At 62.7% G+C, this 24507-nt stretch carries 25 protein-coding genes; 17 read left to right on the top strand and 8 right to left on the bottom strand.

Features of this window, described 5'->3' with window-relative positions:
- A complete protein-coding gene (emhA, locus tag ACKJSM_RS12970) occupies window positions 1–1158 on the bottom strand; it encodes an efflux RND transporter periplasmic adaptor subunit EmhA (protein ID WP_236181013.1) in 1158 nt (385 codons plus the stop codon).
- 267 nt (window positions 1159–1425) lie between these two features.
- Here emhA and ACKJSM_RS12965 point away from each other — a divergent pair, with 267 nt between their 5' ends.
- Window positions 1426–2058: a TetR family transcriptional regulator gene (locus tag ACKJSM_RS12965; protein WP_236181011.1), complete on the top strand. Its 633-nt coding sequence runs from the start codon at window positions 1426–1428 to the stop codon at window positions 2056–2058.
- Window positions 2059–2307: 249 nt separating this feature from the next.
- On the opposite strand, the gene ACKJSM_RS12960 is transcribed toward ACKJSM_RS12965, so the two are convergent.
- From ACKJSM_RS12960 to ACKJSM_RS12950, 3 genes are read right to left on the bottom strand one after another with little or no spacing between them, the layout of a single operon-like run.
- Window positions 2308–3357 (bottom strand): alkene reductase, encoded by a 1050-nt coding sequence (locus ACKJSM_RS12960; RefSeq protein ID WP_236181009.1) that lies wholly within the window; start codon window positions 3355–3357, stop codon window positions 2308–2310.
- A gap of 32 nt (window positions 3358–3389) precedes the next feature.
- The gene (locus ACKJSM_RS12955; protein WP_011332833.1) at window positions 3390–4553 is read right to left on the bottom strand and encodes an MFS transporter; all 1164 of its coding nucleotides are present in this window, start codon (window positions 4551–4553) and stop codon (window positions 3390–3392) included.
- A 33-nt stretch (window positions 4554–4586) separates the two neighbouring features.
- Complete coding sequence (locus ACKJSM_RS12950; RefSeq protein ID WP_007957866.1) at window positions 4587–4889, bottom strand: ArsR/SmtB family transcription factor; 303 nt, start codon at window positions 4887–4889, stop codon at window positions 4587–4589.
- Window positions 4890–5060: 171 nt separating this feature from the next.
- Between ACKJSM_RS12950 and ACKJSM_RS12945 the strand changes: the two genes are divergently transcribed.
- The gene (locus ACKJSM_RS12945) at window positions 5061–5633 is read left to right on the top strand and encodes an ACP phosphodiesterase (RefSeq protein WP_410237716.1); all 573 of its coding nucleotides are present in this window, start codon (window positions 5061–5063) and stop codon (window positions 5631–5633) included.
- A 14-nt stretch (window positions 5634–5647) separates the two neighbouring features.
- Here the strand turns inward: ACKJSM_RS12945 and ACKJSM_RS12940 are convergent, their stop codons facing one another.
- Together ACKJSM_RS12940 and olsB are read right to left on the bottom strand one after the other, a co-directional pair.
- Complete coding sequence (locus tag ACKJSM_RS12940; RefSeq protein WP_410237714.1) at window positions 5648–6442, bottom strand: lysophospholipid acyltransferase family protein; 795 nt, start codon at window positions 6440–6442, stop codon at window positions 5648–5650.
- Complete coding sequence (gene olsB, locus ACKJSM_RS12935; protein ID WP_236181002.1) at window positions 6442–7197, bottom strand: L-ornithine N(alpha)-acyltransferase; 756 nt, start codon at window positions 7195–7197, stop codon at window positions 6442–6444. The genes ACKJSM_RS12940 and olsB overlap by 1 nt, the downstream gene beginning before the upstream one ends.
- Before the next feature lie 153 nt (window positions 7198–7350).
- Here olsB and ACKJSM_RS12930 point away from each other — a divergent pair, with 153 nt between their 5' ends.
- The 9 genes from ACKJSM_RS12930 (at window position 7351) to ACKJSM_RS12890 (ending at window position 16487) form a co-directional block, all read left to right on the top strand.
- Window positions 7351–8256, top strand: coding sequence for an acyl-CoA dehydrogenase (locus ACKJSM_RS12930; protein ID WP_410237712.1), 906 nt, complete (start codon window positions 7351–7353; stop codon window positions 8254–8256).
- Between the two features lie 31 nt (window positions 8257–8287).
- Complete coding sequence (locus ACKJSM_RS12925) at window positions 8288–9364, top strand: serine hydrolase domain-containing protein (protein WP_410237710.1); 1077 nt, start codon at window positions 8288–8290, stop codon at window positions 9362–9364.
- Window positions 9361–9663, top strand: coding sequence for an amidase (locus ACKJSM_RS12920; protein WP_410237709.1), 303 nt, complete (start codon window positions 9361–9363; stop codon window positions 9661–9663). The genes ACKJSM_RS12925 and ACKJSM_RS12920 overlap by 4 nt, the downstream gene beginning before the upstream one ends.
- Before the next feature lie 143 nt (window positions 9664–9806).
- Window positions 9807–10982 carry a M20 aminoacylase family protein gene (locus tag ACKJSM_RS12915; RefSeq protein ID WP_236180995.1) on the top strand — a complete coding sequence of 392 codons (1176 nt, stop codon included), beginning with the start codon at window positions 9807–9809 and terminating at the stop codon, window positions 10980–10982.
- 79 nt (window positions 10983–11061) lie between these two features.
- Window positions 11062–12372 carry a citrate-proton symporter gene (locus tag ACKJSM_RS12910; RefSeq protein ID WP_236180993.1) on the top strand — a complete coding sequence of 437 codons (1311 nt, stop codon included), beginning with the start codon at window positions 11062–11064 and terminating at the stop codon, window positions 12370–12372.
- The gene (locus ACKJSM_RS12905; protein WP_236180991.1) at window positions 12369–13826 is read left to right on the top strand and encodes an amidase; all 1458 of its coding nucleotides are present in this window, start codon (window positions 12369–12371) and stop codon (window positions 13824–13826) included. The genes ACKJSM_RS12910 and ACKJSM_RS12905 overlap by 4 nt, the downstream gene beginning before the upstream one ends.
- A gap of 59 nt (window positions 13827–13885) precedes the next feature.
- Window positions 13886–14656 carry an IclR family transcriptional regulator gene (locus ACKJSM_RS12900; protein WP_410237707.1) on the top strand — a complete coding sequence of 257 codons (771 nt, stop codon included), beginning with the start codon at window positions 13886–13888 and terminating at the stop codon, window positions 14654–14656.
- An 81-nt stretch (window positions 14657–14737) separates the two neighbouring features.
- The gene (locus ACKJSM_RS12895) at window positions 14738–15328 is read left to right on the top strand and encodes a YceI family protein (RefSeq protein ID WP_410237705.1); all 591 of its coding nucleotides are present in this window, start codon (window positions 14738–14740) and stop codon (window positions 15326–15328) included.
- 1 nt (window position 15329) lies between these two features.
- The gene (locus tag ACKJSM_RS12890; RefSeq protein ID WP_410237704.1) at window positions 15330–16487 is read left to right on the top strand and encodes a phospholipase D-like domain-containing protein; all 1158 of its coding nucleotides are present in this window, start codon (window positions 15330–15332) and stop codon (window positions 16485–16487) included.
- A gap of 66 nt (window positions 16488–16553) precedes the next feature.
- Here the strand turns inward: ACKJSM_RS12890 and bglX are convergent, their stop codons facing one another.
- Window positions 16554–18845 (bottom strand): beta-glucosidase BglX, encoded by a 2292-nt coding sequence (gene bglX / locus ACKJSM_RS12885; RefSeq protein ID WP_410237702.1) that lies wholly within the window; start codon window positions 18843–18845, stop codon window positions 16554–16556.
- A 260-nt stretch (window positions 18846–19105) separates the two neighbouring features.
- Here bglX and ACKJSM_RS12880 point away from each other — a divergent pair, with 260 nt between their 5' ends.
- The 4 genes from ACKJSM_RS12880 to ACKJSM_RS12865 all read left to right on the top strand — a co-directional run bounded on the left by ACKJSM_RS12880 (window position 19106) and on the right by ACKJSM_RS12865 (window position 22449).
- A complete protein-coding gene (locus ACKJSM_RS12880) occupies window positions 19106–19714 on the top strand; it encodes a LemA family protein (protein ID WP_039771481.1) in 609 nt (202 codons plus the stop codon).
- A gap of 13 nt (window positions 19715–19727) precedes the next feature.
- The gene (locus ACKJSM_RS12875) at window positions 19728–20480 is read left to right on the top strand and encodes a TPM domain-containing protein (protein ID WP_039771483.1); all 753 of its coding nucleotides are present in this window, start codon (window positions 19728–19730) and stop codon (window positions 20478–20480) included.
- 28 nt (window positions 20481–20508) lie between these two features.
- Window positions 20509–21126, top strand: a complete 618-nt coding sequence (locus ACKJSM_RS12870; RefSeq protein WP_410237700.1) for a TPM domain-containing protein — start codon at window positions 20509–20511, stop codon at window positions 21124–21126.
- A 90-nt stretch (window positions 21127–21216) separates the two neighbouring features.
- Window positions 21217–22449: a class I SAM-dependent methyltransferase gene (locus ACKJSM_RS12865; RefSeq protein ID WP_410237698.1), complete on the top strand. Its 1233-nt coding sequence runs from the start codon at window positions 21217–21219 to the stop codon at window positions 22447–22449.
- Here ACKJSM_RS12865 and ACKJSM_RS12860 read toward each other — a convergent pair.
- Window positions 22439–23353 carry a DMT family transporter gene (locus tag ACKJSM_RS12860; RefSeq protein WP_410237696.1) on the bottom strand — a complete coding sequence of 305 codons (915 nt, stop codon included), beginning with the start codon at window positions 23351–23353 and terminating at the stop codon, window positions 22439–22441. The two genes, ACKJSM_RS12865 and ACKJSM_RS12860, sit on opposite strands and share 11 nt — an antisense overlap.
- Window positions 23354–23522: 169 nt before the next feature.
- Between ACKJSM_RS12860 and ACKJSM_RS12855 the strand changes: the two genes are divergently transcribed.
- Together ACKJSM_RS12855 and ACKJSM_RS12850 are read left to right on the top strand one after the other, a co-directional pair.
- Complete coding sequence (locus tag ACKJSM_RS12855; protein ID WP_339485406.1) at window positions 23523–24104, top strand: DJ-1/PfpI family protein; 582 nt, start codon at window positions 23523–23525, stop codon at window positions 24102–24104.
- Window positions 24105–24126: 22 nt separating this feature from the next.
- A complete protein-coding gene (locus ACKJSM_RS12850; protein ID WP_236180973.1) occupies window positions 24127–24471 on the top strand; it encodes a YegP family protein in 345 nt (114 codons plus the stop codon).
- The last annotated feature ends 36 nt before the right edge of the window (window positions 24472–24507 follow it).

The raw sequence follows: 24507 nt of genomic DNA, 5'->3' as shown, positions 1-24507 counted from the left end.
TTACTCCCCTTTGCCGCCGGCGGCTTTGTCAGCTGCCTGAGCGGGGGCCGGGTTTTTGTTGCCGACGTTGGTGGCTTCGGTCGGTTTGACCTCAACACCCGGTTTGACGAATTGCAGCCCTTCGGTGATCAGACGATCGCCGGCCTTCAGGCCGTCTTCGATCAGCCACTGGCTGCCGACAGTGCGGCTGGCCTTGAGCTGACGCAGTTCGACCTTGTTATCCGGGCCGACGACCAGTGCGGTCGGGGTGCCTTTGAGGTCGCGGGTCACGCCTTGCTGCGGTGCGAGGATCGCAGCGCTGTTCACGCCGGCCTGCAACTGGGCGTGGACGAACATGCCCGGCAACAGGGTGTGATCCGGGTTCGGGAACACGGCGCGCAGGGTCACGGAACCGGTGGTCTGATCAACCGACACTTCGGAGAATTCCAGCTTACCGTCGAGCTTGTACTGGCTGCCGTCTTCAAGGGTCAGCTTGACCGCAGCGGCGTTGTCGCCGGCCTTCTGCAGACGACCGCTTTCCAGTTCGCGACGCAGTTCCAGCAACTCGACCGAGGACTGGGTGACGTCGACGTAGATCGGGTCCAGTTGCTGGATCACGGCCATCGCGTCGGTCTGGCCGTTGCTGACCAGTGCGCCTTCGGTCACCGAAGAGCGGCCGATACGGCCGGAAATCGGTGCATAGACCTTGGTGTAGCGCACGTTGATCTGTGCGCTCTGCAACGACGCTTCCGACTGCAGGCGGTTGGCCACGGCAGTGTCGTATTCCTGACGGCTGACGGCCTGCTCGTCGACCAGTTGCTTGTAGCGGTCGGAGATCGACTTGGTCGAACGCAGGTTGGCTTCGGCGCTTTTCAGGGTCGCTTCATAGACCGACGGATCGATCTGATACAGCTGCTGGCCGGCTTTGACATCGCCGCCTTCCTTGAACAGACGCTTGAGAATGATGCCGTTGACCTGCGGACGAACCTCGGCAATGCGGAACGCACTGGTGCGCCCCGGCAGTTCGGAAGTCAGGGTAAAGGCTTGTGGTTGCAGGGTGACGACGCCGACCTGAGGAGGTGGTGCGGCGGGAGCCGCCTCTTCCTTTTTACATCCGCTGAGCAGCGATGCCAGGGCGACGGCAGTGACCAGAGCGGTAACAGCTGGCTTGAATTGCATGAAGATCCTCGGGTCAGGCGCGCGAAAAGCGCACAAGAAGTGTGGAAGGGTAAAAAAGGGTTATCGGGTGGATAAGTAGCTTGCTAAGGAATATACTTACGTTCATGGTTGTTTGTAAACACCTTGGCGTCGTATCCACCCTGTTACAAAAAATCGTCGCAAGGTCTGAAATTGTAGGCCGGGGAGCCGATCCGCGAGAGATCAACCCTTTTTTATTCAGCGGATATTCAGCCATCCCTGAAACATCCTGTTTGAGGTTTTACTGCCATGGTCCGTCGTACCAAAGAGGAAGCTCAGGAAACGCGCAACCAGATTCTCGAAGCGGCCGAGAAAGCCTTCTATGAGCGGGGCGTGGCCCGCACGACGCTGTCGGACATTGCGACCCTGGCCGGAGTGACGCGCGGTGCCATCTACTGGCACTTCAGCAACAAGGCCGATCTGTTGCAAGCCATGCTCGATACCCTGCATGAGCCGCTGGACGAACTGGCCAAGGCCAGCGAAAGCGAGGACGAACCCGATCCGCTGGGTTGCATGCGCCAATTGCTGATTCATTTGTTTCATCAGGTTGCGCTGGACCCGAAGACCCGGCGTATCAACGAAATTCTGTTTCATAAGTGCGAGTTCACCGATGAAATGTGCGATCTGCGCCAGCAGCGCCGGACCGCCAGCCTCGATTGCAATGTGCGGATCGCGCTGACATTGGGTAACGCGGTCAATCGTGGGCAGTTGCCGGCGGACCTCGACACCGCCCGGGCTGCCATCAGCATTCACGCCTATATCGACGGCCTTCTTTATGGATGGCTCCTGGCGCCGGACAGCTTCGATCTGTACGCCGAGGCGGAGCGTTGGGTCGATACCGGGCTGGACATGCTGCGCTGGAGCCCCAGCCTGCGCAAATGAAACAAAATGGGTTATTGGATCAGTTTGTGTCAATGACGGAGGAGGGTGAAGATCCCTGTTCATTCGCCCCCGCTGCAATGGGATGCTTTTATATACCGCTGCGGCGCGGGTTGATATGTAGCGAGCTACGTATTTTGTAGGGATTTTGTGTCGAGCCTGTGAACGAATGTGAACGGTTCAGCCACCGGCGACCAATAAAAAGCCCCCGACTCTCGCGAGTCGGGGGCTTTTGTGTTTCTGCGGTGTGGCTTATAGCGTCGGGTAGTCGAGGTAGCCGACTGCGCCTTTGCCGTAGAAGGTTTCCGGGTGCGGTTCGTTCAGCGGCGCATCGGCCTTCAAACGGGCCGGGAGGTCCGGGTTGGCAATGAACGGGATGCCGAATGCCACCGCGTCAGCCTTGCCTTCGGCCAGCCAGGCGTTGGCGCTGTCCTTGGTGAAGCGCTCGTTGGCGATGTAGGCGCCGCCGAAGGCTTCCTTCAGTTGTGGGCCGAGGCTGTCGGCACCTTCTTTCTCGCGGGAGCAGATGAAGGCGATGCCACGCTTGCCCAGTTCGCGAGCGACGTAGGTGAAGGTTTCGGCCAGGTTGTCGTCGCCCATGTCATGGGAGTCGGCGCGCGGTGCCAAGTGTACGCCGACACGACCGGCGCCCCAGACTTCGATCGCCGCGTCAGTGACTTCCAGCAGCAGGCGGGCACGGTTTTCCAGGGAGCCGCCGTAGTGGTCGGTGCGCTGGTTGGTGCTGCTTTGCAGGAACTGGTCGAGCAGGTAGCCGTTGGCGCCGTGGATTTCCACGCCGTCGAAACCTGCGGCCTTGGCGTTTTCTGCACCGACGCGGTAGGCGTCGACGATGTCGGCGATTTCAGCGGTTTCCAGGGCACGCGGGGTTGGATAATCGGCCAGCGGGCGAACCAGACTGACATGGCCTTTAGGCTGGATGGCGCTCGGTGCAACCGGTGTTTCGCCGTTCAGGTACGACGGGTGGGAGATCCGGCCGACGTGCCACAGTTGCAGGACGATCTTGCCGCCGGCGGCGTGAACGGCCTTGGTCACGTTGGTCCAGCCGCGCACCTGGTCGTTGGACCAGATACCCGGCGTGTCCGGGTAGCCGACGCCCATCGGGGTGACCGACGTGGCTTCGCTGAGGATCAGGCCGGCCGAGGCGCGTTGTACGTAGTACTCGGCCATCAGTGCGTTCGGCACGCGGCCCTCGTCGGCGCGGCAGCGGGTCAGCGGCGCCATGATGATGCGGTTGGACAGCTCGAGGTCGCCCAGTTTGATCGGATCGAAAATTGTTGCCATGAGATACAACCCTCGTGAGGTAAGTGAGTGAATCAGTTAGCGGTGGCCAGCTCGGGATTGCCGTTCTGGCGGAATGTGATCAGGGTCACCAGCAGGGCCAGGACCGCGAGTGCCGCAGCGGCGAGAGGCACGCTGGTCAGGCCGTAGCCGTGGGCGATGACGCTGCCGCCGACCCAGGCGCCCAAGGCGTTGCCGACGTTGAAGGCGCCGATGTTCAGGGTCGACACCAGGTTCGGTGCTGCCTGGCCGTAGGTCACGACGTTCACTTGCAGGGCCGGCACGGCGGCGAAACACGCGGTAGCCCAGAGGAACAGGGTGATTTCGGTGGGGATCAGCGCGATGCTGGTCCAGGTCAGGACAGTGGAGGTCACGGCCATGGCGATGAACACGCCGATCAGCGTCGCGGCCAGGCCTTTGTCGGCCAGTTTGCCGCCAATGATGTTGCCGACGGTCAGCCCCAGGCCGATGAGCATCAGGGTCCAGGTCACGCCACGGGGCGAGACACCGGTGACATCGCCCAGCAGCGGTGCGACGTAGGTGAACAACGTGAACACCGAGGCGGCGAACAGCGCGGTCATGCTCAGCGACAGCCAGATACCGGCGCCCTTGAGCGCGGCCAGTTCGGCGCGCATGTCGAGTTTTTCTTCGTCACGTTTGGCCGGCAGGAAGCGGATCAGGCCGATCAGTGCAATCACACCGATCACGGTCACGGCCCAGAAGGTCGAGCGCCAGCCGGCTTCCTGACCGAGGGCGGTGCCCAGCGGCACGCCGAGCACGTTGGCCAGGGTCAGGCCGGTGAACATCAGGGCCACCGCCGAGGCGCGTTTGTTTGGCGCCACCAGATTCGCCGCGACCACCGAACCGATGCCGAAGAACGCTCCGTGGCAGAGGGCGGTAACCACTCGGGCGAACATCAGCACGTTGTAATCAGTGGCGATGGCGCAGAGCAGGTTGCCGATAATGAAGATGCCCATCAGCGTTACCAGTGCAGCTTTGCGCGGCAGTTTTGCAGTGGCCATTGCCATGAACGGTGCACCAATCGCCACGCCCAGGGCGTAGCCGGTCACCAGCCAGCCAGCGCCCGGGATCGACACACCGAGGTCAGCCGCGACATTGGGCAGCAGGCCCATGATGACGAACTCGGTGGTGCCGATGGCGAAGGCGCTCAAGGCGAGTATGAGAAGCGAGAGGGGCATTGTCTGGTCCTTTTGGCTGGCTGACGTTAAGGGTCAGAGCTCTTTGCTGAGGGTGCTGAGGAACGCCTGGATCACGTCCTCGTTGCGTTTGAAAAAGTGCCACTGGCCGGCCTTCTGGCTGCTGATCAGCCCGGCCCGTTGCAGGGTGGCCAGGTGGGCGGAAACGGTTGATTGCGACAGGCCGCAGCGTTGATCGATCTGCCCGGCGCAGATGCCGTATTCGTGGTTGTGGATCTGTTCCGGAAACTGGGCCTTCGGGTCTTTCAGCCAGTTGAGGATGTCTCGCCGTACTGGATGTGCCAGGGCTTTTATTATTTCGTCGAGGTCAATGTTCATGGCTGGGTGCTCGTGATGTGTGTAGCGCTATATCGCGATGAGGCGAACTTTATATCGGTACTTCGCGATACACCAATATGAATTTGATCTGACGACCGCATAAATCGGTATATCGGGTTATAACGATATGTGAGGTGTAAACAAACGCGGGCGCGGTGCTAAGCTGCGCCCATGAACTATCTCGCACATTTACACCTGGGTGGCCAGCGCCCCGGTCAACTGCTCGGCAGTCTGTATGGCGATTTCGTCAAAGGGCGGCTGCAAGGGCAGTTCGATCCGGAGATCGAAGCGGCGATTGCCCTGCATCGGCAAATCGACGTGTTCACCGATCGCCATCCGCTGGTGGATGCCTCGCTGGCGCGCTTTTCCACGACCCGCCGCCGTTATGCGGGCATCGTCCTCGACGTGTTTTTCGACCATTGCCTGGCCCGGGACTGGACGCAGTACGCCGACCGACCGCTGGGCCAATTCACCACCGACGTTTATCGCGTGCTGTCCAGCGAGCGGCAATTGCCCGAGCGCCTGGCAACGATCGCTCCGCACATGGTCGCCAATGACTGGTTGGGTTCGTATCAGCAATTCGAAGTGCTGGAGCAGGTGTTGCGCGGGATCTCCCGGCGCCTGACCCGGCCCGAAGAACTGGCGGGGGCGATGGAGGAATTGCGCCGGTTGTATGAGCCGTTGAGCGAGGACTTTCGTTTGTTCTACCCACAGCTGCAGGACTTTGCTGGCCGGCAGCTGTAGGCAGACGCCGTCGATCAGGCCGCGATCAGATCGCGGGCGTGTTGCGCTTCGACCGGTTTGAGCACATCGCCGAACAAGGCTTTCTGCACCGCTTGCTGGGCCTCGTATGCCAGTGCCGCGCGCTCCCGACCCTGGCAGGCGATCGGCTTGAGCAGATGGATTTCGACATCGCCGCAGTCGTTGCTGAACAGGCGCATCAGGTGCGACAGCAGATCATCGTCACCAATGAATGGCGCCAGCGAATCGATCTTGCCCTCGCGCAGATAACGGATCGCCACCGGTTGCAGCTTCACCTCGGAATCGATTGCCGCCGACAGCAGGCGACCATGAAAGGTACGCAGCGAACGGCCATCGGTCGTGGTGCCTTCCGGGAACATCAGCAGCGGATGATCGGTTTGCAGGTGACGGGTCATCTGTTTGCGGATCAACTGGCTGTCGCCCGAACCGCGACGGATGAACAGACTGCCGGCCTTCGCCGCCAGCCAGCCGGCCACCGGCCAGGTGCGCACTTCAGCCTTGGACAGAAACGACAACGGCGCCAGCATGCCCAGCAGCGGAATGTCGGTCCACGACACATGGTTGCTGACCCACAGCATCGGCTGTTTCGGCAGCTCACCGTGAACGGTCACGCGAAAGGGCAGGGCATTGCTCAGGCGCGCCATGAAGAACCGCGACCAGCGCTGCCGGCGCACCATCGAATGGGCCAGGCCCAGGCGCTCGAAAACCCCGAAGACACCGGCCATGCTCAGGCCCAGCGTCACCACCAGCAGCACTCGCGCGATTCGCGCGTACACCCGCAGCCGGCTCATCACACGGCCGCCTTGAAGTGCTTGGCGTAGCGCGGGCAGAGTTCTTCGCGCTTGAGCAGGATGAACACGTCGGCGACCTGGAAGTCTTCGTCCCAGCACGGCTCGCCGCAGATCTTCGCGCCCAGGCGCATGTAGGCCTTGAGCAGCGGTGGCATTTCGGCGATCACGTTCGACGGAATGTCGAGGCTCGGCAGCGGATTCTTCGGCTCGGCGCGCAGGTGTTCGGTGCACAGATAGCGTTCGCGCAGGCGCTGCATGATCGCGTGGGCCTGTACGCCGCCGTCCTGCATCGGGATGCTCGCGCAGCCCATCAGGTAGCTGTAGCCGCCCTGGTTCAGGACTTCGGCCAGTTCGCCCCAGAGCACGGCGATGGTGCCGCCATTGCGGTAGGCCGGGTCGACGCAGGTGCGGCCGATTTCCAGGATCGGGCCTTGCAGATGCGCGAGGCCATGCAGGCTGAATTCTTCTTCGCTGTAGAACTTGCCCAGGCTGCTGGCGGCGGTGTGATCGAGCAGACGAGTGGTCGCCACCAGACGACCGGTGTTCAGGTCACGCACGCCGATGTGGCTGCAGTGAACATCATAGTCATCCATGTCCAGGCCCAGCTCCGCGCCGTTCAGCTTGGCGTTGAACTCGCCGCTGAACACGTTGAAGCGCAAGGCCTGGGCTTGCTGCAGGGCCTCGGCGCCGATCAGGCGTTCGGCTTGCAGGCGGCGTTCATTGCCGGTGTCGCTGATGCGGGCGATCTGAGTCATGTGAATCTCCGTACGGGCCTTGAACCCGTCATGGGTTGCAGCCGATCGACTTTCTTTATGCAGCCGTGTTGTGCAAAGTCAGGCTATGTAGCCCCGGTGTCATCGCCATGAATGTTTGGTGATGCTTATATGACAGCCCACGAGGAGCCTCTGATGACCTGGTCGACCCTGCTTGAATGCCGCGAACGCCTGCCCGCCGCTGCCGACCTGGCGGAGGGGTTCGCCACGTTGCTGCATCCACTGGGCAGCGTCACGCCGTTCGAACTGGCGGTGGCCGGCGGGCGGCGGATGGCGACGCCGGGGCTGGCGTTTCTGGTGGGGTATCAGGCGGCGCTGCGCATGCTCTGGCCGAGCGCGCCGCCGAGCCTCGGCGCGCTGTGTGCGACCGAGCAGCGCAGCCTGCGCCCGGCGGACATGCAGACCCGGCTCACGGATCTGCGCCTCACCGGGCAAAAGGATTTCGTCACCGCCGGCGATGCGGCGGACTGGCTGCTGATCGCCGCGCGCAGTGAACAACCCGGCGAATCACCGCGCCTGAGTCTGGCGGTGGTGTATCCCGGCGAACCCGGCGTGCGGGTGGAAAAACTCCCGGCGCTGCCGCTGATGCCGGACATCAGTCATGGCCGGCTGCATCTTGATGATGCGTTGTGTGAGCTGCTCGCCGGGGATGGTTGGGATGCCTACGTCAAACCGTTCCGCACCCTTGAAGACGTTTACGTGTTGAGCGCAATGACTGCATGGCTGTACGGCATCGGTCAGGACAGCGGCTGGCCGCAGCCGCTGCAATTGCGCTTGCTGGCGCTGTTGGCCGGTTGTGCGGAAGTCAGTCGCCAGCCGCCGAACAATCCTGCCGGGCATGTGTTGCTCGGCGGATTGTTTGCGCAGTTCGACGGGCTCAAAGCGGAAGTCGATCAGGCCTTGCGTGATGGCAATCCTGAGTGGGCGACGATGTGGCAGCGCGATCAGTCGGTCATGCAACTGGCGGCGGGTGCGCGGGCCAAACGACTGGCCAAGGCCTTGGCGGCTAGCCAAAACACATCTGTCATGAACCCCGGCTAGTCTTGTCAGGTTCATCCCCAGAGCCCTCACCATGTGCAAAGGCCTGTCCCTGTTTCTGCTGCTCAGCTTCACGGTTCAGGCCGGACAATGGCCGGGCGAGCAATGGCCGACCGGCGTGAAAATCACCGGTCCCGCCGTCGAGGCACTGGCGGCCTATGCCTTCCCGGCCCGCGATGACAGCACCCGCAAAGGCATCCGCACCGACGCCTTGCTGGTGATCCGTGACGGTCAGGTCATCTACGAACGCTACGCCGGCGCGACCACCGCCGACACGCCGCACCTGACCTGGTCGATCAGCAAAAGCCTCATGGCCACGGTGCTCGGCGTGGCGTACGGCGAAGGCCTGTTCAAGCTCGATGACCCGGTCGCGAAATATTACCCGACGCTGGAAAAACACCCGGCCATCACGATCAAGGATCTGCTGCACTGGGCCTCGGGCATCGACTGGCAGGAAGACTACGAATACGCCCCGCTGAAATCCTCAGTGGTGGCGATGCTCTACACCCGTGGTCACCGCGACATGGCTGGATTCACCGCCGATCACGACAGTTACGCGCCAGCGGGCCAGGCGTTCCGCTATTCCAGCGGCGACAGCAACCTGCTGGCGGCGGCGCTGAAAACCATCGTCGGCCCGCAACGTTATCCGGACTATCCGTGGACAGCGCTTTTCGATCCCTTGGGCATCCGCCATGCCACCTGGGAAACCGACGCCACAGGCACTTTCGTCGCGTCTTCTTACGCTTATATGAGCGCCCGGGATCTGGCGCGAATCGGCCTGCTGATGGAACGGGACGGACGCTGGAACGACCGGCAATTGCTGCCCAAGGATTGGGTCGTCTTCAACCGCCAACCCTTCGCCGGCTACAAGGCCCGCCAGGACGAAGCCGTGCCCGGCGGCCACTGGTGGCTCAATCGCCCGGCAGACGGCGCACCCTCGCCATGGCCTGACGCACCGCCCGACACCTTCGCTGCCCTCGGTCACTGGGGCCAGGCGCTGTACGTGATCCCGAGCGAAAAACTGGTGATCGTGCGCTACGCCGATGACCGCGACGGCCGCTATCGCCACAACGAATTGCTCAAGCGCGTACTCGGGGCGGTGCGGCCATGAAACTGTTCAAACGCATCCTGCTGGTGCTGCTGGCCATGCTGCTGGGCTGGGGCTGGCACGAGCGCGAAAACCTATGGGCCTTCCCGGACATCATCAGCGCCTACACCGCCAAGGAATATTGTTCGTGCCGCTACGTGATGAACAACGACGCCGAATATTGCCGGGGCTACGTGAAGCAGTGGCTGCCCAGTGAACTGACCGATGACCGCACACAAAAAATCGTCACCGCCAGCGGCCTGGGACGCAGCAACAGCGCCCAGTGGCAGGGCGAACGGCAGGGCTGTCGCCTGCAACCCTGATCCGGTTCCACCCTGTGGAACCACATTCGATTGTCCTCTCGCGTGTCTCGCGTTTATCTGGCGGTGAGCACGACCTGCCGTTCACGTGTCGTGAAACAACACCGAACAACAAGACCGGGAACACCCGCGCGAGGAGATCCGTCATGCCCCGACATCAGCACATTCTGGCCTGGCTCAACGACGTGGCCGGCGACCTGCACGCCACCCGACAGGACATTCACGCCCACCCTGAACTCGGTTTCGAGGAAAACCGCACCTCGGCGCTGGTCGCCCGTTCGCTCGAAGAGTGGGGCTATGAAGTCCACACCGGCATCGGCAAGACCGGCGTGGTCGGCGTGCTGCGCAATGGCAGCAGCACGCGCAGACTCGGGCTGCGGGCCGACATGGATGCGCTGCCGATCATCGAGAACACCGGCGTCGCTTACAGCAGTCGTCATGAAGGCTGCATGCACGCTTGCGGGCATGACGGGCACACCGCGATGCTGCTCGGCGCGGCGCGTTATCTGGCGGCGACCCGCCAGTTCGACGGCATTCTGACGCTGATTTTCCAGCCCGCTGAAGAGGGCCAGGGCGGCGCCGAGGCGATGCTCGCCGATGGCCTGCTCGAACGCTTCCCGTGTGATGCGCTGTTTGGCATGCACAACATGCCGGGCCTGCCGGCGGGGCATCTGGGCTTTCGCGAAGGGCCGATGATGGCTTCGCAGGACTTGCTCACGGTGACCCTCGAAGGCGTCGGCGGTCACGGCTCGATGCCGCATCTGGCGGTGGATCCGCTGGTCGCCGCAGCCAGTGTGGTGATGGCTTTGCAAACCGTGGTCGCCCGCAACATTGATGCGCAGCAGGCGGCGGTGGTGACAGTCGGTGCGTTGCAGGCCGGCGAGGCGGCGAACGTGATTCCGCAACAGGCGATCCTGCGCCTGAGCCTGCGTGCACTGAACGCCGAGGTCCGCGTTCAGACATTGGACCGCGTGCGCTCGATCATCGAGTCCCAGGCCGAAAGCTTCGGCTGCACCTCGACCATCGAACACCGTCCGGCCTATCCGGTGCTGGTCAACCACGCCGCCGAAACTGAGTTCGCCCGTCAGGTTGGCGTCGAACTGGTCGGCGCCGATGCCGTCGATGGCAACACTGCGAAACTGATGGGCAGCGAAGACTTCGCCTGGATGCTCCAGCGCTGCCCCGGCGCGTACCTGTTCATTGGTAACGGCGTGGCACAGCCGATGGTGCATAACCCGGCCTACGATTTTAACGATGACATTCTGCTGACCGGCGCGGCGTATTGGGGCGCGCTCACCGAGAGCTGGCTCGAGCCGGCCTGATTTCTTCACTTTTTGCTGCCGCTGGAACGCAGGTGCGCATGTGCCTGCGTGGTCAACCCACAGCTTCTGGAGAATCCCCATGCAGACTTCGAACGCAGGCGTTTCGCGCACCCGGCAAGTGGTTGCCGCCGTCATCGGCAACGCCCTGGAATGGTACGACTTCATCGTTTACGGCTTTCTGGCGAGCATCATCGCCCGGCAGTTTTTCCCGTCCGACGACGACTATGCCTCGCTGCTGATGGCGCTGGCGACCTTTGGCGTCGGCTTTTTCATGCGCCCGGTGGGCGGCATCCTGCTCGGTATCTACTCCGACCGCAAAGGGCGCAAGGCGGCGATGCAGATGATCATCCGCCTGATGACCGTGTCCATCGCCCTGATCGCGTTCGCGCCGAACTACGCCGCCATCGGCATGGGCGCGCCGTTGCTGATCGTGGTAGCGCGGATGCTTCAGGGTTTTGCCACGGGCGGTGAATACGCCAGCGCCACGGCGTTTCTGGTGGAGAGCGCGCCGGCCCATCGCAAGGGCCTGTACGGTTCGTGGCAACTGGTCGGTCAGTGCCTGGCGGTGTTCAGCGGCGCGGCGATGGTGGCGCTGGTCACGCACCTGTTTTCCCCCGAGGCGCTGGACAGTTGGGGCTGGCGGATTCCGTTCGTGCTCGGCCTGTTGATCGGCCCGGTGGGCTTGTGGATTCGCAAGCACATGGAAGAACCGGAAGAATTTCTCGAAGCGCGCAAGAAAGCCAAAGGCGCAGCACCGGGCTTGTGGCAGGTGCTGCGCGAACATCGCCGCAGCCTGTTGGTGTCGATGGGCCTGGCGTGCGGGGCGACGGTGTCGTTCTACGTGGTGCTGGTGAACATGCCGACCTTCGCCCACAAGAACCTCGGCCTGCCGCTGGATCAAGTGCTGCTGGTGCAGATGCTTGCGGTGGGGCTGATGACCGTGGTGATTCCATTGTCCGGCGCGCTGTCGGATCGCCTCGGTCGGCGGCCGGTGCTGATGGCCTTCACCCTGGCGTTTTTTGTCATGGTTTATCCGTTGTATGTGTGGGTCGCGGCAGCGCCTTCGATCGAGCGCTTGCTGGTGATGCAACTGCTGCTGTGCGCGGCGATTGGCGGGTTCTTCGGCCCGGCGCCGACGGCGCTGGCCGAGCAGTTCCCGATTGAGGTGCGCTCTACCGGTGTGTCGGTGGCCTACAACGTGGCGGTGATGGTGTTCGGTGGTTTCGCGCCGCTGATCGTCACCTGGCTGAGCAAAGTTCTGAACACCCCGGTGGCACCGTCGTTCTATGTGTTGTTCGCTTGCCTGCTGACCCTGCTCGGTACTTACTGTTTGCAGGAGGCACCGTGTGCGAAGAAATCCGTTGCGCTCAACCTGGGAGTGAAACCGTGAGTCCGTTGGCCATTGATCCGATTGTCGCCCTCGACGCCGATGCGCTGTCCCGGGTGATCCATGCCCGCAAGGTATCGTGCCGTGAGGTGATGCAGGCCTACCTGACGCACATCGATCGCTTCAATCCGGCGGTCAATGCACTGGTTTCGCTGCGCCCGCAAGACGTGCTGCTGCGCGAGGCCGATGAATGCGACCGGCAACTGGATCGCGGTGAGTCCCGGGGCTGGATGCACGGCATGCCCCAGGCGATCAAAGACCTGGCGGCCACTGCCGGGTTGCGCACGACCTTGGGTTCGCCGCTGTTCGCCGAGCAAGTGCCGCAGCACGATGCGATCAGTGTGGCGCGGGTTCGCGACGGCGGCGCGATCATCATCGGCAAGAGCAACGTCCCGGAGTTCGGCCTCGGTTCGCAGACCTACAACAGCGTGTTCGGCACCACCACCAACGCCTACGATCCGAGCCTGATCGCCGGCGGCAGCAGCGGCGGGGCAGCGGTGGCACTGGCCCTGCGCCTGCTGCCGGTGGCCGACGGCAGTGACATGATGGGCTCGCTGCGCAACCCGGCGGCGTTCAACAACGTGTTCGGCTTCCGCCCGTCCCAGGGGCGCGTGCCTCACGGCCCGATGCCGGAAGTGTTCGTCCAGCAACTGGCCACCGAAGGGCCGATGGGGCGCACGGTCACCGACGTCGCGCGGTTGCTCTCGACCCAGGCCGGCTACGATCCGCGGGTGCCGCTATCACTGGCCGATGAACCACGGGACTTCGGCCTGGATCTGCAACAGGACTGCAGTGGCCTGCGCCTCGGCTGGCTTGGCGATTACAACGGCTATCTGCCGATGGACGACGGTGTGTTGAGTCTGTGCGAAGCGGCACTGGCAGATTTCAGTGCGCTGGGCTGTCACGTTGAGGCCTGTCAGCCGGACTTTTCCATGGAACGCCTGTGGCAGACCTGGCTCACGCACCGGCATTTCCTCGTTCAGGGCAGCCTCGGCGCCGCGTATGCCGACCCGCAAAAACGCGCGCTGCTCAAACCCGAAGCGCAATGGGAAGTCGAGGGCGGTTTGCGTCTGACCGCTGCCGAGGTCTATCAGGCGTCGGTCGCGCGCAGCGAGTGGTATCGCGCGTTGAGCGAGTTGTTCGAGCGTTACGATTTCCTGCTGCTGCCCACCGCCCAGGTGTTCCCTTTTGATGCACAGCAAGCGTGGCCGCGAGTCGTCGGCGGGCAAACCATGGACACCTATCACCGCTGGATGGAAGTGGTGATCGGCCCGACCCTGGCGGGGTTGCCGAGCATCAGCGTGCCGGTCGGTTTCAACCCGGCCGGGCTGCCGATGGGCCTGCAAATCATCGGGCCGGCGCAGGCGGATCGGGCGGTGCTGCAACTGGCCTACGCCCATGAACAGCTGACCCGCTGGGTCGAACGGCGACCGCCGGCATGCCTGCAATCAGCCTGAGCGGCCCGCATCTTGCTGCACGAAGTGATCTTTCATCCGTATCCATGGAGGTCGAACACATGGGCAGCAAGGCAGACACCGGTAGCGTGCGCTCGGTCGAACGGGCGCTGGCCATCGTCGAGTTGCTCGGCGAGCATCAGGCGTTGGGGCTGGAAGAGCTGCACTACCTGACGACTCTGCCCAAAGCCACGGTGTCGCGGATGCTCGCGACCTTGCAGGAGCAGGGCTGGATCTATCGCGGCCTCAGCGACCGCCGCTACCGGTTGTGCGCCAAGCGACTGTTCGGTGATCGTCAGCAACGCTTCAAACGCCACCTGGTGGAAAGCGCCGCGCCGATGCTGCTGGAGCTGAGCGAGCGTACCGGGCTGGTGGCGGATCTGTCGTGCTTCGACGGCGAACGGGTTGAAGTGATGGAAAGTGCGATTCCGCAGGTCTTGCGCAAACGCTATCCGAACAACTGTCAGATCGTTGGCCATCACGCCAGCCTGTTTCATTCGGCGATGGGCCGCGCGTGCCTTGGCGAACTCGACAGCCAGGACGTGAAACGTCTGGCCGAGCGCGAACAGCTGGCGGATGACGGTGTATGGCAGGCCACCGAGCAAGCCTTGCATCAGGGTTTCGGCCAGCGCACCGAAGGTTATTGGGAATACCCGGTGCGCCTGCCGTTCCTGATTCGCGCGGTGGCGTTGCCGATTCGTGCGCAAGGGCGACTGGTCGGCAGCATGGCGCTGCACTGGCCGATGGATCAGGCGCCGGTGGAACGGGTGCTGAGCCTGCACCTCAACAGACTCGCATCGACCATCGGCGAGGTGCAGCAGGCATTGGCCTGAGTGTTTGCACAGACTGACAGTTTGCAATAACGCCACGGCCAGTTAAGGTTCGTGCAGGTTTATCGGCCCCACGAGTCTTCAATGTTCAACCGTTCTCTGTGCAACGCCTTCGCCGGCCTGCTGCTGGGCGCCGCTGCGCTGCCGGCCCAGGCCAACTGGTATCTGGACGGCGAGTCGTCGCGGCTGTCGTTCGTCAGTACAAAAAACGCCAATGTTTCTGAAGTGCAGCGCTTTCTGGTGCTGCACGGCAAGGTCGATCCCGATGGCCGCGCCGTGGTCGAAGTCGAGCTGGACTCGATCAACAGCGGCATCCCGCTGCGCGACGAGCGCATGCGCAAGGAGTTGTTCCAGATCGAGCAATTCCCCGAAGCGACCATCACCACGCAAATCGACCTGCGCCCGATCAACGATCTGGCCCCCGGCGCGCAGCTTGAGTTGCGCCTGCCGCTGACCGTCAACCTGCACGGCAAGCAGCACGAATACCCCGCCGAACTGCTCGCCACGCGCCTCGATGACCGACGCTTTCAAGTGGTGACGCTGGAGCCGCTGGTGATCAGTGCCGAGGATTTCGATCTGTTGCCGGGGCTGGAAACCCTGCGCAACCTGGCCGGCCTGTCGGCCATCAGTCTGTCGGTGCCGGTGGGTGCGGTGCTGATCTTCACGGCGCGCTGACATGCGCGGCGCGGTGTTTCCGTGGCGTGATGGCAATCGCTTTGAGCTGTTGATCGACGGCCCGCAATTCTTCCCGCGCATGCTCGACGAGATCGCCCGCGCCCGCGAGCAGATCGAACTGGAGCTGTATCTGGTGGAGGCCGGCGCCTGTGCCGAAACCATCGTGCAGGCGCTGGTGCTGGCGGCGGAGCGGGGCGTGCGGGTGCGTTGCCTGTTCGACGATTACGGCAGCCTCGCGTTCACCCTCACGCTGCGCCGGCGCCTGACCGGTGCCGGGGTCGAGCTGCGTTTTTACAATCGGCTGAACTGGCGACGCTGGGTCGCCAATTTCTATCGCGATCATCGCAAGCTGTTGCTGGTCGATCAGCGTCTGGCGGTGGTCGGCGGCACCGGGGTCACTGATGAATTCTGGACGCCGGGCCACGATACCAGCGAATGGCACGAGGTCATGGTGCAAATCACCGGCCCGCTGGTGCTCGACTGGCAATTGCTGTTCGACCGCCAATGGATCGCCAACCGCCATCGCCGGGCCTGGCGGCCCAACGCGCATTTCGGCCTGCCACGCTTGCCCCGCGTGCCGGACACGGGTGAGGGCATGGGCCGCGTAGCCTACGCCGACGCCCGCCAGCATCGCGACATTCTGCAATCGTTGTTCCGCGCCTTGAACAGTGGCCAGAAGCGTATCTGGCTGGCCACGCCGTACTTCCTGCCGACCTGGAAAATCCGCCGCTCCCTGCGCAAGGCCGCCGCCCGTGGCCTCGACGTGCGCCTGCTGCTGACCGGGCCGCGCACCGATCATCCGTCGGTGCGTTACGCCGGGCACCGTTACTACCCGCGCCTGCTCAAGGCCGGGGTAAAAATTTACGAATACCAGCCGTGTTTCCTGCACCTGAAAATGGTGCTGGTGGACGATTGGGTCAGCATCGGTTCGTGCAATTTCGATCACTGGAACCTGCGCTTCAACCTTGAGGCGAATCTGGAAGCGCTGGACCCGTCATTGACGGCCGCGGTGGCGGCGAGTTTCGAGAAGGACTTCGGCCTGAGTCAGCAGGTGAGCCTGGAGCAATGGCAGCGCCGACCGTTGTGGCGGCGGGTGAAGCAGCGGATCTGGGGCTGGGTGGATCGGGTGGTGGTCAACTTGCTCGACAGACGCGGCTAAGCGCAGTTGATCGTTCCCACGCAGACGGTTCGACGCCTCGACGTGGGAACGATCAGGGTGCAGGGATTACAGCAATTCAAAGCTCTGCTGCGTCACGTCCTGGGAATCCAGGCCGATCTGCACATTGAACTTGCCAGGCTCGGCCGCGTACTTGAGCTGGGCGTTGTAGAACTTCAGGTCATCTTCGGTGATGGTGAAGTGCACGACCTTCTGCTCGCCGGCCTTGAGCATGATTTTCTGGAAGTTCTTCAGTTCCTTGACCGGGCGGATCATTGAGCCGGTGACGTCCTGGATATACAGCTGCACCACGGTTTCGCCGTCACGCTTGCCGGTGTTCTTGACCATGACACTGGCGTCAAGCTTGCCGGTGGCGTTCAGGGTGGTCGAGGACAGCGCCATGTCGCTCAGGCTGAAATCGGTGTAGCTCAGGCCGTAACCGAACGGGAACAGGGGACCGGTGATGTCATCGAAATACTGCGAGGTGTAGTTGCCCGGTTTGCCCGGCGTGAACGGCCGGCCAATGCTCAGGTGGTTGTAGTAGGTCGGGATCTGGCCCACGGAGCGCGGGAAGGTCACCGGCAGTTTGCCCGACGGGTTGTAGTCGCCGAACAGTACGTCGGCGATGGCGTTGCCGCCCTCGGTGCCGCTGAACCAGGTTTCCAGAATCGCGTCGGCCTGTTCTTTCTCTTCGAGGAGCGTCAGCGGACGGCCGTTCATCAGCACCAGCACCAACGGCTTGCCGGTGGCTTTCAGGGCACGGATCAGCTCACGCTGGTTTTCCGGGATGTTCAGGTCGGTGCGGCTCGACGATTCGTGGGACATGCCACGGGATTCGCCCACCGCTGCAACCACGACGTCTGCATCCTTGGCGGCTTTCACCGCTTCGTCGATCAACACGTTGGCCGGGCGTGGGTCATCGACCACTTCCGGCGCGTCGAAGTTGAGGAAGTTCAGGTAATCGAGAACCTTCTTGTCGCTGGTGATGTTGGCGCCACGGGCGTAGATCAGGTTCGCCTTGTCGCCGATCACATGGCTCATGCCGTCGAACAGGGTCACCGATTGCGCCGGACGGCCGGCGGCGGCCCAACTGCCCATCATGTCGATCGGGGCCTTGGCCAGCGGGCCGACCAGCGCGACTTTGGCGGTTTTCTTCAGTGGCAGGGTTTCGTTCTGGTTTTTCAGCAGCACCAGGCTGCGGCGGGCCACTTCACGGGCGTCGGCGCGGTGCAGGCGGCTTTCGGCGTAGGTGTCGGCCGGATCGTCTTCGGCCTTGCCGATGCGCAGGTACGGGTCCTTGAACAGGCCCATGTCGTACTTGGCCGCGAGGACTTCACGCACCGCGTTGTCGATGTCTTTCTGTTCGATCTCGCCGGATTTGAGCAGCCCCGGCAGTTCTTTGCCGTACAAGGTGTCGTTCATGCTCATGTCGATGCCGGCCTTGATCGCCAGCTTCGCCGCTTCACGACCGTCGCGGGCCACGCCGTGCTTGATCAGTTCGAAGATCGCGCCGTGGTCGCTGACCGCCAGGCCCTTGAAGCCCCAGTCCTTGCGCAGCAGGTCGTTCATCAGCCAGGTGTTGGCGGTGGCCGGGATGCCGTTGATCGAGTTCAACGCCACCATCACGCCGCCGGCGCCAGCGTCGATGGCTGCGCGGTACGGTGGCAGGTAGTCCTGGTACATCTTCACCGGGCTCATGTCGACGGTGTTGTAGTCGCGACCGCCCTCGACCGCGCCGTACAGGGCGAAGTGCTTGACGCTGGCCATGATGCTGTCGGCCGCGCTCGGGGTCTCGCCCTGATAGGCCTTGACCATGACTTTGGCGATGCGCGAGGTCAGGTAGGTGTCTTCACCGAACCCTTCGGAGCTGCGGCCCCAGCGCGGGTCGCGGGAGATATCGACCATTGGCGCAAAGGTGATGTCGAGGCTGTCGGCAGCCGCTTCCTTGGCGGCAACGCGACCGGAGCGGCCAATGGCGTCCATGTCCCAGCTCGACGCCAGGGCCAGGGGAATCGGGAAAATCGTACGGTGACCGTGGATCACGTCGTACGCAAAAAACATCGGGATCTTCAGCCGGCTGCGCATGGCCGCGTCCTGCATCGGACGGTTTTCCGGGCGGGTGATCGAGTTGAACGTGCCGCCGATGTGGCCGGCGGCAATCTCCTTGCGGATCAGCTCGCGGGGCATTTCCGGGCCGATGCTGATCAGGCGCAACTGGCCGATCTTCTCGTCGAGGGTCATTTGCTTCATCAGGTGGCTGATGAACGCGTCCTTGTTTTCCAGGGGTACCGGGGTCGTGGCGGCCAGTACTTGATGACTGGCCAGGCTGACGAACAGGCCCAGCAAACACAGCTTCTTCATGAATAGTTTTCTCAAGGGCCTAAACGGCGTTACAACACCGGCCAGCCAAAATGTAGGGAGCGACTATTGTTGTTCGGGTGCTGATTCAGAAAACGACAGCCGAATGTACGTCGAACGTTTCGGCGACGTGATCGCGCAGGGCCTCTTTTTAGCCCATCGGCCCGCCGCAATCCAGTGGCGCGGGCGATTATGCCCCAACCGTCGGCCGAGAATGTTTCGCGATTCATTATTCATGAAATGTGCAAGGGAGCACCCGTCCGATGAATGTCAGTCCTGTCTACCGCTCGCGTTTGCAGGTGGCCACCCTGCTGGTGCTGGCCACGTTGTTGACCGCTTGCGGCATCAACAATATTCCGACCCTCGACGAGCAGGCCAAGGCTGCCTGGGGCCAGGTGCAGAACCAGTACCAGCGCCGCGCCGACCTGATCCCCAATCTGGTGGAAACCGTCAAGGGCTATGCCAAACACGAGGAAGCAACCCTGACGGCGGTTATCGAGGCGCGGGCCAAGGCGACGTCGATCCAGGTCGATGCCAGCACCCTCGACAACCCGGAAAAGCTCAAGCAGTTCCAGCAGGCCCAGGATCAACTGACCGGTGCCTTGAGCCGGTTGATGGTGGTGTCCGAACGCTATCCGGACCTGAAGGCCAACCAGAACTTCCTCGCCCTGCAATCGCAACTCGAGGGCACGGAAAACCGCATCGCCGTGGCCCGTCGCGATTTCATTCTGGCGGTGCAGAAATACAACACCGAGATCCGCACCTTCCCCGGTCGCTTGTGGCACAGCGTGATGTACAGCAATTTGCCGATCCGCGAGACCTTCGAAGCCACCAGCCCCGGCGCGGACAAGGCCCCGGAAGTGAAGTTCTGAGCCGGGGATGCCCATGCGTGTGTTGAAGATGGGTCTGGTGCTGATGCTGTGGCTGTTCGCCGTCAGCGCCCGGGCCGAATTGACCTTCCCGGCGCTGACCGGGCGGGTAGTGGACGAGGCGCAGATGATCGAGCCGTCGGTGCGCACGCAACTGAGCCAGCAATTGCAGGCCCACGAGCAGGCGACCGGCGAACAGTTGGTGGTGGTGACGTTGCCGAATCTGCAAGGCGCGACCATCGAGGACTATGGCGTCGAGCTCGGCCGGCACTGGGGCATCGGCCAGAAGGACAAGAACAACGGCGCCCTGTTGATCGTCGCCCGGGACGAGCGCAAGTTACGCATCGAGGTCGGCTACGGGCTGGAGGATCGCCTGACCGACGCCCAGAGTTCGGTGATCATCCATCAGGTGATCACGCCGTCATTCAAGGCCGGCAATTTCAGCAAGGGCATCAGCGACGGTGTCGCGGCCATGCTGGTGGTGCTGGGCGGCAATCCGCTGGACGAGCCGTCCACGGTGTATGAATCGGCCGGCGATCCTGCGGATGATTTCGTCTCGCGGCACCCGGCGTTGTTCGTATTTCTGGTGATGTTGTTCATCCTGACTGTTTTTGTCTGCCAGATGCTCGGTATCCTTCCCGCCGGCCGGGGCGGCTCCGGAGGAGGGGGCGGCTTTGGCGGTGGTGGATTTGGCGGCGGCGGAGGCGGCGGAGGCTTCAGCGGCGGCGGTGGCAGTTTCGGCGGGGGCGGGTCTTCCGGCGGCTGGTGATAACAATAATGAGCAGGCACTTCACGACATGGCACTACTGACTGAACACGAACAACGCAAGGTCGCCGAGGCCATCGCCCGGGTCGAGCGTGACACCGACGCCGAACTGGTGACGGTGCTCGTGGCACGCGCCGACGACTACGCGTACATCCCGTTGCTGTGGGCCAGCCTGCTGGCGCTGGTGGTGCCGGGGATCGTGCATTACCTGACCGGCTGGCTGACCATGCACAGCCTGTTGCTGGTGCAGTGGGGCATTTTCATCGTGCTGTGTCTGTTGTTTCGCCTGCCGAAGATCACTACCCATCTAGTGCCGCGCCGTGTCCGGCACTGGCGCGCCTCGAACCTGGCGCGGCGGCAGTTTCTCGAGCAGAACCTGCATCACACGGTGGGCAGCACCGGTGTGCTGATTTTTGTCTGTGAGGCCGAGCGGTACGTGGAGATTCTGGTGGACGAAGGGATTTCCAGAAAACTGGATAACAAGAGCTGGGATTCGATTGTCGCGACGTTTACCGAGCAGGTGCGGCGGGGGCAGACGTTGCAGGGCTTTGTCACTTGCATCGAGGCGTGCGGGGAGTTGCTCAAGGTGCATGTGCCGGTGACCCAGGTGCGCAATGAGTTGCCCAATCGTCTGGTGGTTCTGGGATAAGCCGTTCGGGAAATTAGCCGTGCCCTCGAACGCCATCCCCCCTAAACTAGCGGCCATTCCCGATTTGCCCGTCCGAGGCCGCTTTTTCCCATGTCCGTTACCGCTCCCTCCGCATCTGCCAAACCGGCGCCCGATCACCACGCCCGGTTCATCGAGCTGCTGCAAACCAGCCTCGAACAGAACGGCTTCATCAAACTGGTGCTGGCCAAGTACGTCGGCGAAGAAGCGGACCTGCAGCGGATCATCATCAAACCGGTGACGGTCAAGGCGCAGCCGTGCCTGTCCTTTGTATATCGCTACAAGACCCGCGACATCACCAAGAACCTGCCGCTGGACGAAGCGGTGGCGACGATTGCCGGGCTGCTGCCGGCGGCGTTCAAGAATGCGCATTTGCTGGCACTGACGGACGAAGCCCAGCTCGAATACAGCAAAAAGGGCAAGAGCTCACTGTTCATGAGCAAACCCCAGCAATTGCGCGAAGTGCCGTCCGCCGGGCATAACCGCGAGAAAAACCGCTTCCTCGATCTGAACCGGCCGTTCCTCAAGGACTTGGGCGTGACCAACGCCCAGCACGAGCTGATCCCGGCGATGTCGCGCAAATGGAAGCAGATCAACAAGTTCATCGAAGTCTTCAGCCACGCGCTGACCTCGTCGCCGCTGGCCCTGGACAAACCGGTGCGGGTGGCGGATTTCGGATCGGGCAAGGGTTACCTGACGTTCGCCATCCATGACTATTTGCGCAACACCTTGAAGGCCGAGGGCGAAGTCACTGGCGTCGAATTGCGCGAAGAAATGGTCAACCTGTGCAACGCCGCCGCCGCGAAGCTGGAACACCCGGGGCTGGTGTTCAAATGCGGTGATGTGCGCAGCGTTGCGCCGAGCGAACTGGACGTGATGATCGCCCTGCATGCCTGCGACATCGCCACCGACTACGCGATCCACACCGGCATCCGCTCCGGCGCGTCGATCATCATGTGCTCGCCGTGCTGCCACAAACAGATCCGCTTGCAGATCCAGAGCCCGGCGCTGCTCAAGCCGATGCTGCAATACGGTTTGCACCTGGGCCAGCAGGCGGAAATGGTCACCGACAGCCTGCGTGCGCTGTTCCTTGAAGCCTGCGGTTACGAGACCAAGGTGTTCGAGTTCATCTCCCTGGACCACACCAACAAGAACAAGATGATCCTCGCCGTGAAACGCGCCGAGCCCGGGGACCCGACTCAGTTGCTGATGAAAATTCAGGAATTGAAAGCGTTCTACCAGATCAGCGAGCACTGCCTCGAAACCCTGCTGCTCGCTGACGGCCTTCTGAAGCTCAAGGCTTGAGCTGAACGCCCGCCGGTAACGTGCCCGGTTGAGCCGGGCGCACGGTGGTCTTGCGCCCGAGCATCACCGTCGCGATCACCCCGCAGGCGAACAGCCAGGTGATTGGCTCCACGTGTTCGCCGAAGAACAGCGCGGAAAACGCGATGGTGAAGAAAATCTGCAACAACTGAATCTGACTGACCCGGGCAATGCCACCCATGGCCAGCCCGGCGTACCAGGCGAAGAAACCCAGGAACTGCGAAAACAGCGCGACGTAACCGAACGCCCACCAGGTTTTCGCCGATACCGCGCCCTGATGCTGCCACGCCAGGTACAGCACCGGGCCGATCAGCAGCGGCGTCGACAGCACCAGTGCCCAGCAGATCACCTGCCAGCCACCCATCTCCCGGGCCAGCCGCCCGCCCTCGGCGTAACCCAGACCGCCTACCGCAATCGCACCCAACATCAGCAGATCCCCGGCCTGAATGCTGCCGGCGCCGGTGTACAACGCGTATCCCAGCACCAGCGCACTGCCCAATGCGGCGCAGGTCCAGAAAGCTTTCGACGGCCGTTCATGGGACAGCCACGCGGCGTAAAGCGCCACGCACAGCGGCTGCAAACCGTTGACCAGCGCGCCATGGGACGCCGGCAAAGTCTGCATGGCCCACGCCGACAGTACCGGGAAACCGAGGATCACCCCGGCAATCACCAGGCTCAGGCCTTTGACCTGCTTCCAGGTCGGCCACGTTTCCCGACGCCACAACAACAGCGCTGCTGCCGGAATCGCCGCGAACAGCGCACGGCCCAGGCCGTTGAGCAGTGGGTGCAGTTCCTGCACCACGATGCGGGTGAAGGGCAGGGTGAGGCTGAAAATCACCACGCCAAGCAGGCCGAGGGCCATGCCGGTGTTTTCGCGCGAAGACATGAGGGCAACTCGATTCGAAGGTGACAGGAAGGTGCCTTCATCTAGCCACAAACCACGGCAATCGGGCTGTTACAGCTGGGCGCAGAGTTATCCATACAGTTTGCGAACGCGATCGCGGTCCTTGGGCTACTGTGAATATTCCTGCGCATTCACCAGAGGAGCCCTGCCCATGGCCGCGAAAAAGATTCTGATGCTGGTCGGCGATTACGTCGAAGACTACGAAGTGATGGTGCCGTTCCAGGCCCTGCAGATGGTGGGCCACACCGTCCACGCCGTTTGCCCGGACAAGGCCGCCGGCCAGACTGTGCGTACCGCGATCCATGACTTTGAAGGCGATCAGACCTACAGCGAGAAACCCGGTCATCAGTTTGCCCTGAACTTCGATTTCGCCAAGGTCGATGCCAAGGATTACGACGCCTTGCTGGTGCCCGGTGGGCGTGCGCCGGAATACCTGCGGCTGAACGAAAAAGTCCTTGAACTGGTGCGCGCCTTCGACAAGGCCGGCAAGCCGATTGCCGCTGTCTGCCATGGCGCGCAACTGCTGGCAGCGGCGGGGATTCTCGAAGGCCGTGAATGCAGCGCCTATCCGGCCTGTGCCCCGGAAGTGCGGCTGGCCGGCGGCACCTACATCGACATCCCGGTCACGGACGGCCATGTCCAGGGCAACCTGGCCACCGCGCCCGCCTGGCCGGCGCACCCGAACTGGCTGGCCGGTTTCCTGGGGTTGCTTGGAACCAAAATCACCCTGTGACACATCGATAAGGAGACACACCATGTCCGGATGGTATGAGTTGAGCAAAAGCAGCAACGGCCAGTACAAGTTCGTGCTGAAAGCGGCGAATGCCGAAACCATTCTGACCAGCGAGCTGTACACCACCCGCACGGCCGCCGAAAACGGCATCGCCTCGGTGCAGGCGAACAGCCCGCTGGACGAGCGCTACGAGAAGAAGTCGACGAAGGACGGTCACCCCTATTTCAACCTCAAGGCGGCCAATCACCAGATCATCGGCAGCAGCGAATCCTATTCATCCGACGCGGCATGTGCCAAAGGCATCGCCAGCGTCAAGGCCAACGGGCCCTCCAAGGTGATCAAGGACAAAACCCTGCCGGTGCTTTGAATCCACCTTCAGCCCAAAACCCCGTGGGTCCGACAG

Origin of the sequence: Pseudomonas sp. PHC1 (assembly GCF_046487845.1) — a bacterium.
In the GTDB taxonomy this organism is placed as follows: domain Bacteria; phylum Pseudomonadota; class Gammaproteobacteria; order Pseudomonadales; family Pseudomonadaceae; genus Aquipseudomonas; species Aquipseudomonas sputi.
This window is presented reverse-complemented; position numbering and strand designations above follow the sequence as displayed.

Excerpts from the sequence above, each read along its gene's own strand:
- emhA (WP_236181013.1), bottom strand. The coding sequence starts at position 1,158 with ATGCAATTCAAGCCAGCTGTTACCGCTCTGGTCACTGCCGTCGCCCTG.
- ACKJSM_RS12965 (WP_236181011.1), top strand. The coding sequence starts at position 1,426 with ATGGTCCGTCGTACCAAAGAGGAAGCTCAGGAAACGCGCAACCAGATT.
- ACKJSM_RS12960 (WP_236181009.1), bottom strand. The coding sequence starts at position 3,357 with ATGGCAACAATTTTCGATCCGATCAAACTGGGCGACCTCGAGCTGTCC.
- ACKJSM_RS12955 (WP_011332833.1), bottom strand. The coding sequence starts at position 4,553 with ATGCCCCTCTCGCTTCTCATACTCGCCTTGAGCGCCTTCGCCATCGGC.
- ACKJSM_RS12950 (WP_007957866.1), bottom strand. The coding sequence starts at position 4,889 with ATGAACATTGACCTCGACGAAATAATAAAAGCCCTGGCACATCCAGTA.
- ACKJSM_RS12945 (WP_410237716.1), top strand. The coding sequence starts at position 5,061 with ATGAACTATCTCGCACATTTACACCTGGGTGGCCAGCGCCCCGGTCAA.
- ACKJSM_RS12940 (WP_410237714.1), bottom strand. The coding sequence starts at position 6,442 with ATGAGCCGGCTGCGGGTGTACGCGCGAATCGCGCGAGTGCTGCTGGTG.
- olsB (WP_236181002.1), bottom strand. The coding sequence starts at position 7,197 with ATGACTCAGATCGCCCGCATCAGCGACACCGGCAATGAACGCCGCCTG.
- ACKJSM_RS12930 (WP_410237712.1), top strand. The coding sequence starts at position 7,351 with ATGACCTGGTCGACCCTGCTTGAATGCCGCGAACGCCTGCCCGCCGCT.
- ACKJSM_RS12925 (WP_410237710.1), top strand. The coding sequence starts at position 8,288 with ATGTGCAAAGGCCTGTCCCTGTTTCTGCTGCTCAGCTTCACGGTTCAG.
- ACKJSM_RS12920 (WP_410237709.1), top strand. The coding sequence starts at position 9,361 with ATGAAACTGTTCAAACGCATCCTGCTGGTGCTGCTGGCCATGCTGCTG.
- ACKJSM_RS12915 (WP_236180995.1), top strand. The coding sequence starts at position 9,807 with ATGCCCCGACATCAGCACATTCTGGCCTGGCTCAACGACGTGGCCGGC.
- ACKJSM_RS12910 (WP_236180993.1), top strand. The coding sequence starts at position 11,062 with ATGCAGACTTCGAACGCAGGCGTTTCGCGCACCCGGCAAGTGGTTGCC.
- ACKJSM_RS12900 (WP_410237707.1), top strand. The coding sequence starts at position 13,886 with ATGGGCAGCAAGGCAGACACCGGTAGCGTGCGCTCGGTCGAACGGGCG.
- ACKJSM_RS12895 (WP_410237705.1), top strand. The coding sequence starts at position 14,738 with ATGTTCAACCGTTCTCTGTGCAACGCCTTCGCCGGCCTGCTGCTGGGC.
- ACKJSM_RS12890 (WP_410237704.1), top strand. The coding sequence starts at position 15,330 with ATGCGCGGCGCGGTGTTTCCGTGGCGTGATGGCAATCGCTTTGAGCTG.
- bglX (WP_410237702.1), bottom strand. The coding sequence starts at position 18,845 with ATGAAGAAGCTGTGTTTGCTGGGCCTGTTCGTCAGCCTGGCCAGTCAT.
- ACKJSM_RS12880 (WP_039771481.1), top strand. The coding sequence starts at position 19,106 with ATGAATGTCAGTCCTGTCTACCGCTCGCGTTTGCAGGTGGCCACCCTG.
- ACKJSM_RS12875 (WP_039771483.1), top strand. The coding sequence starts at position 19,728 with ATGCGTGTGTTGAAGATGGGTCTGGTGCTGATGCTGTGGCTGTTCGCC.
- ACKJSM_RS12870 (WP_410237700.1), top strand. The coding sequence starts at position 20,509 with ATGGCACTACTGACTGAACACGAACAACGCAAGGTCGCCGAGGCCATC.
- ACKJSM_RS12865 (WP_410237698.1), top strand. The coding sequence starts at position 21,217 with ATGTCCGTTACCGCTCCCTCCGCATCTGCCAAACCGGCGCCCGATCAC.
- ACKJSM_RS12860 (WP_410237696.1), bottom strand. The coding sequence starts at position 23,353 with ATGTCTTCGCGCGAAAACACCGGCATGGCCCTCGGCCTGCTTGGCGTG.
- ACKJSM_RS12855 (WP_339485406.1), top strand. The coding sequence starts at position 23,523 with ATGGCCGCGAAAAAGATTCTGATGCTGGTCGGCGATTACGTCGAAGAC.
- ACKJSM_RS12850 (WP_236180973.1), top strand. The coding sequence starts at position 24,127 with ATGTCCGGATGGTATGAGTTGAGCAAAAGCAGCAACGGCCAGTACAAG.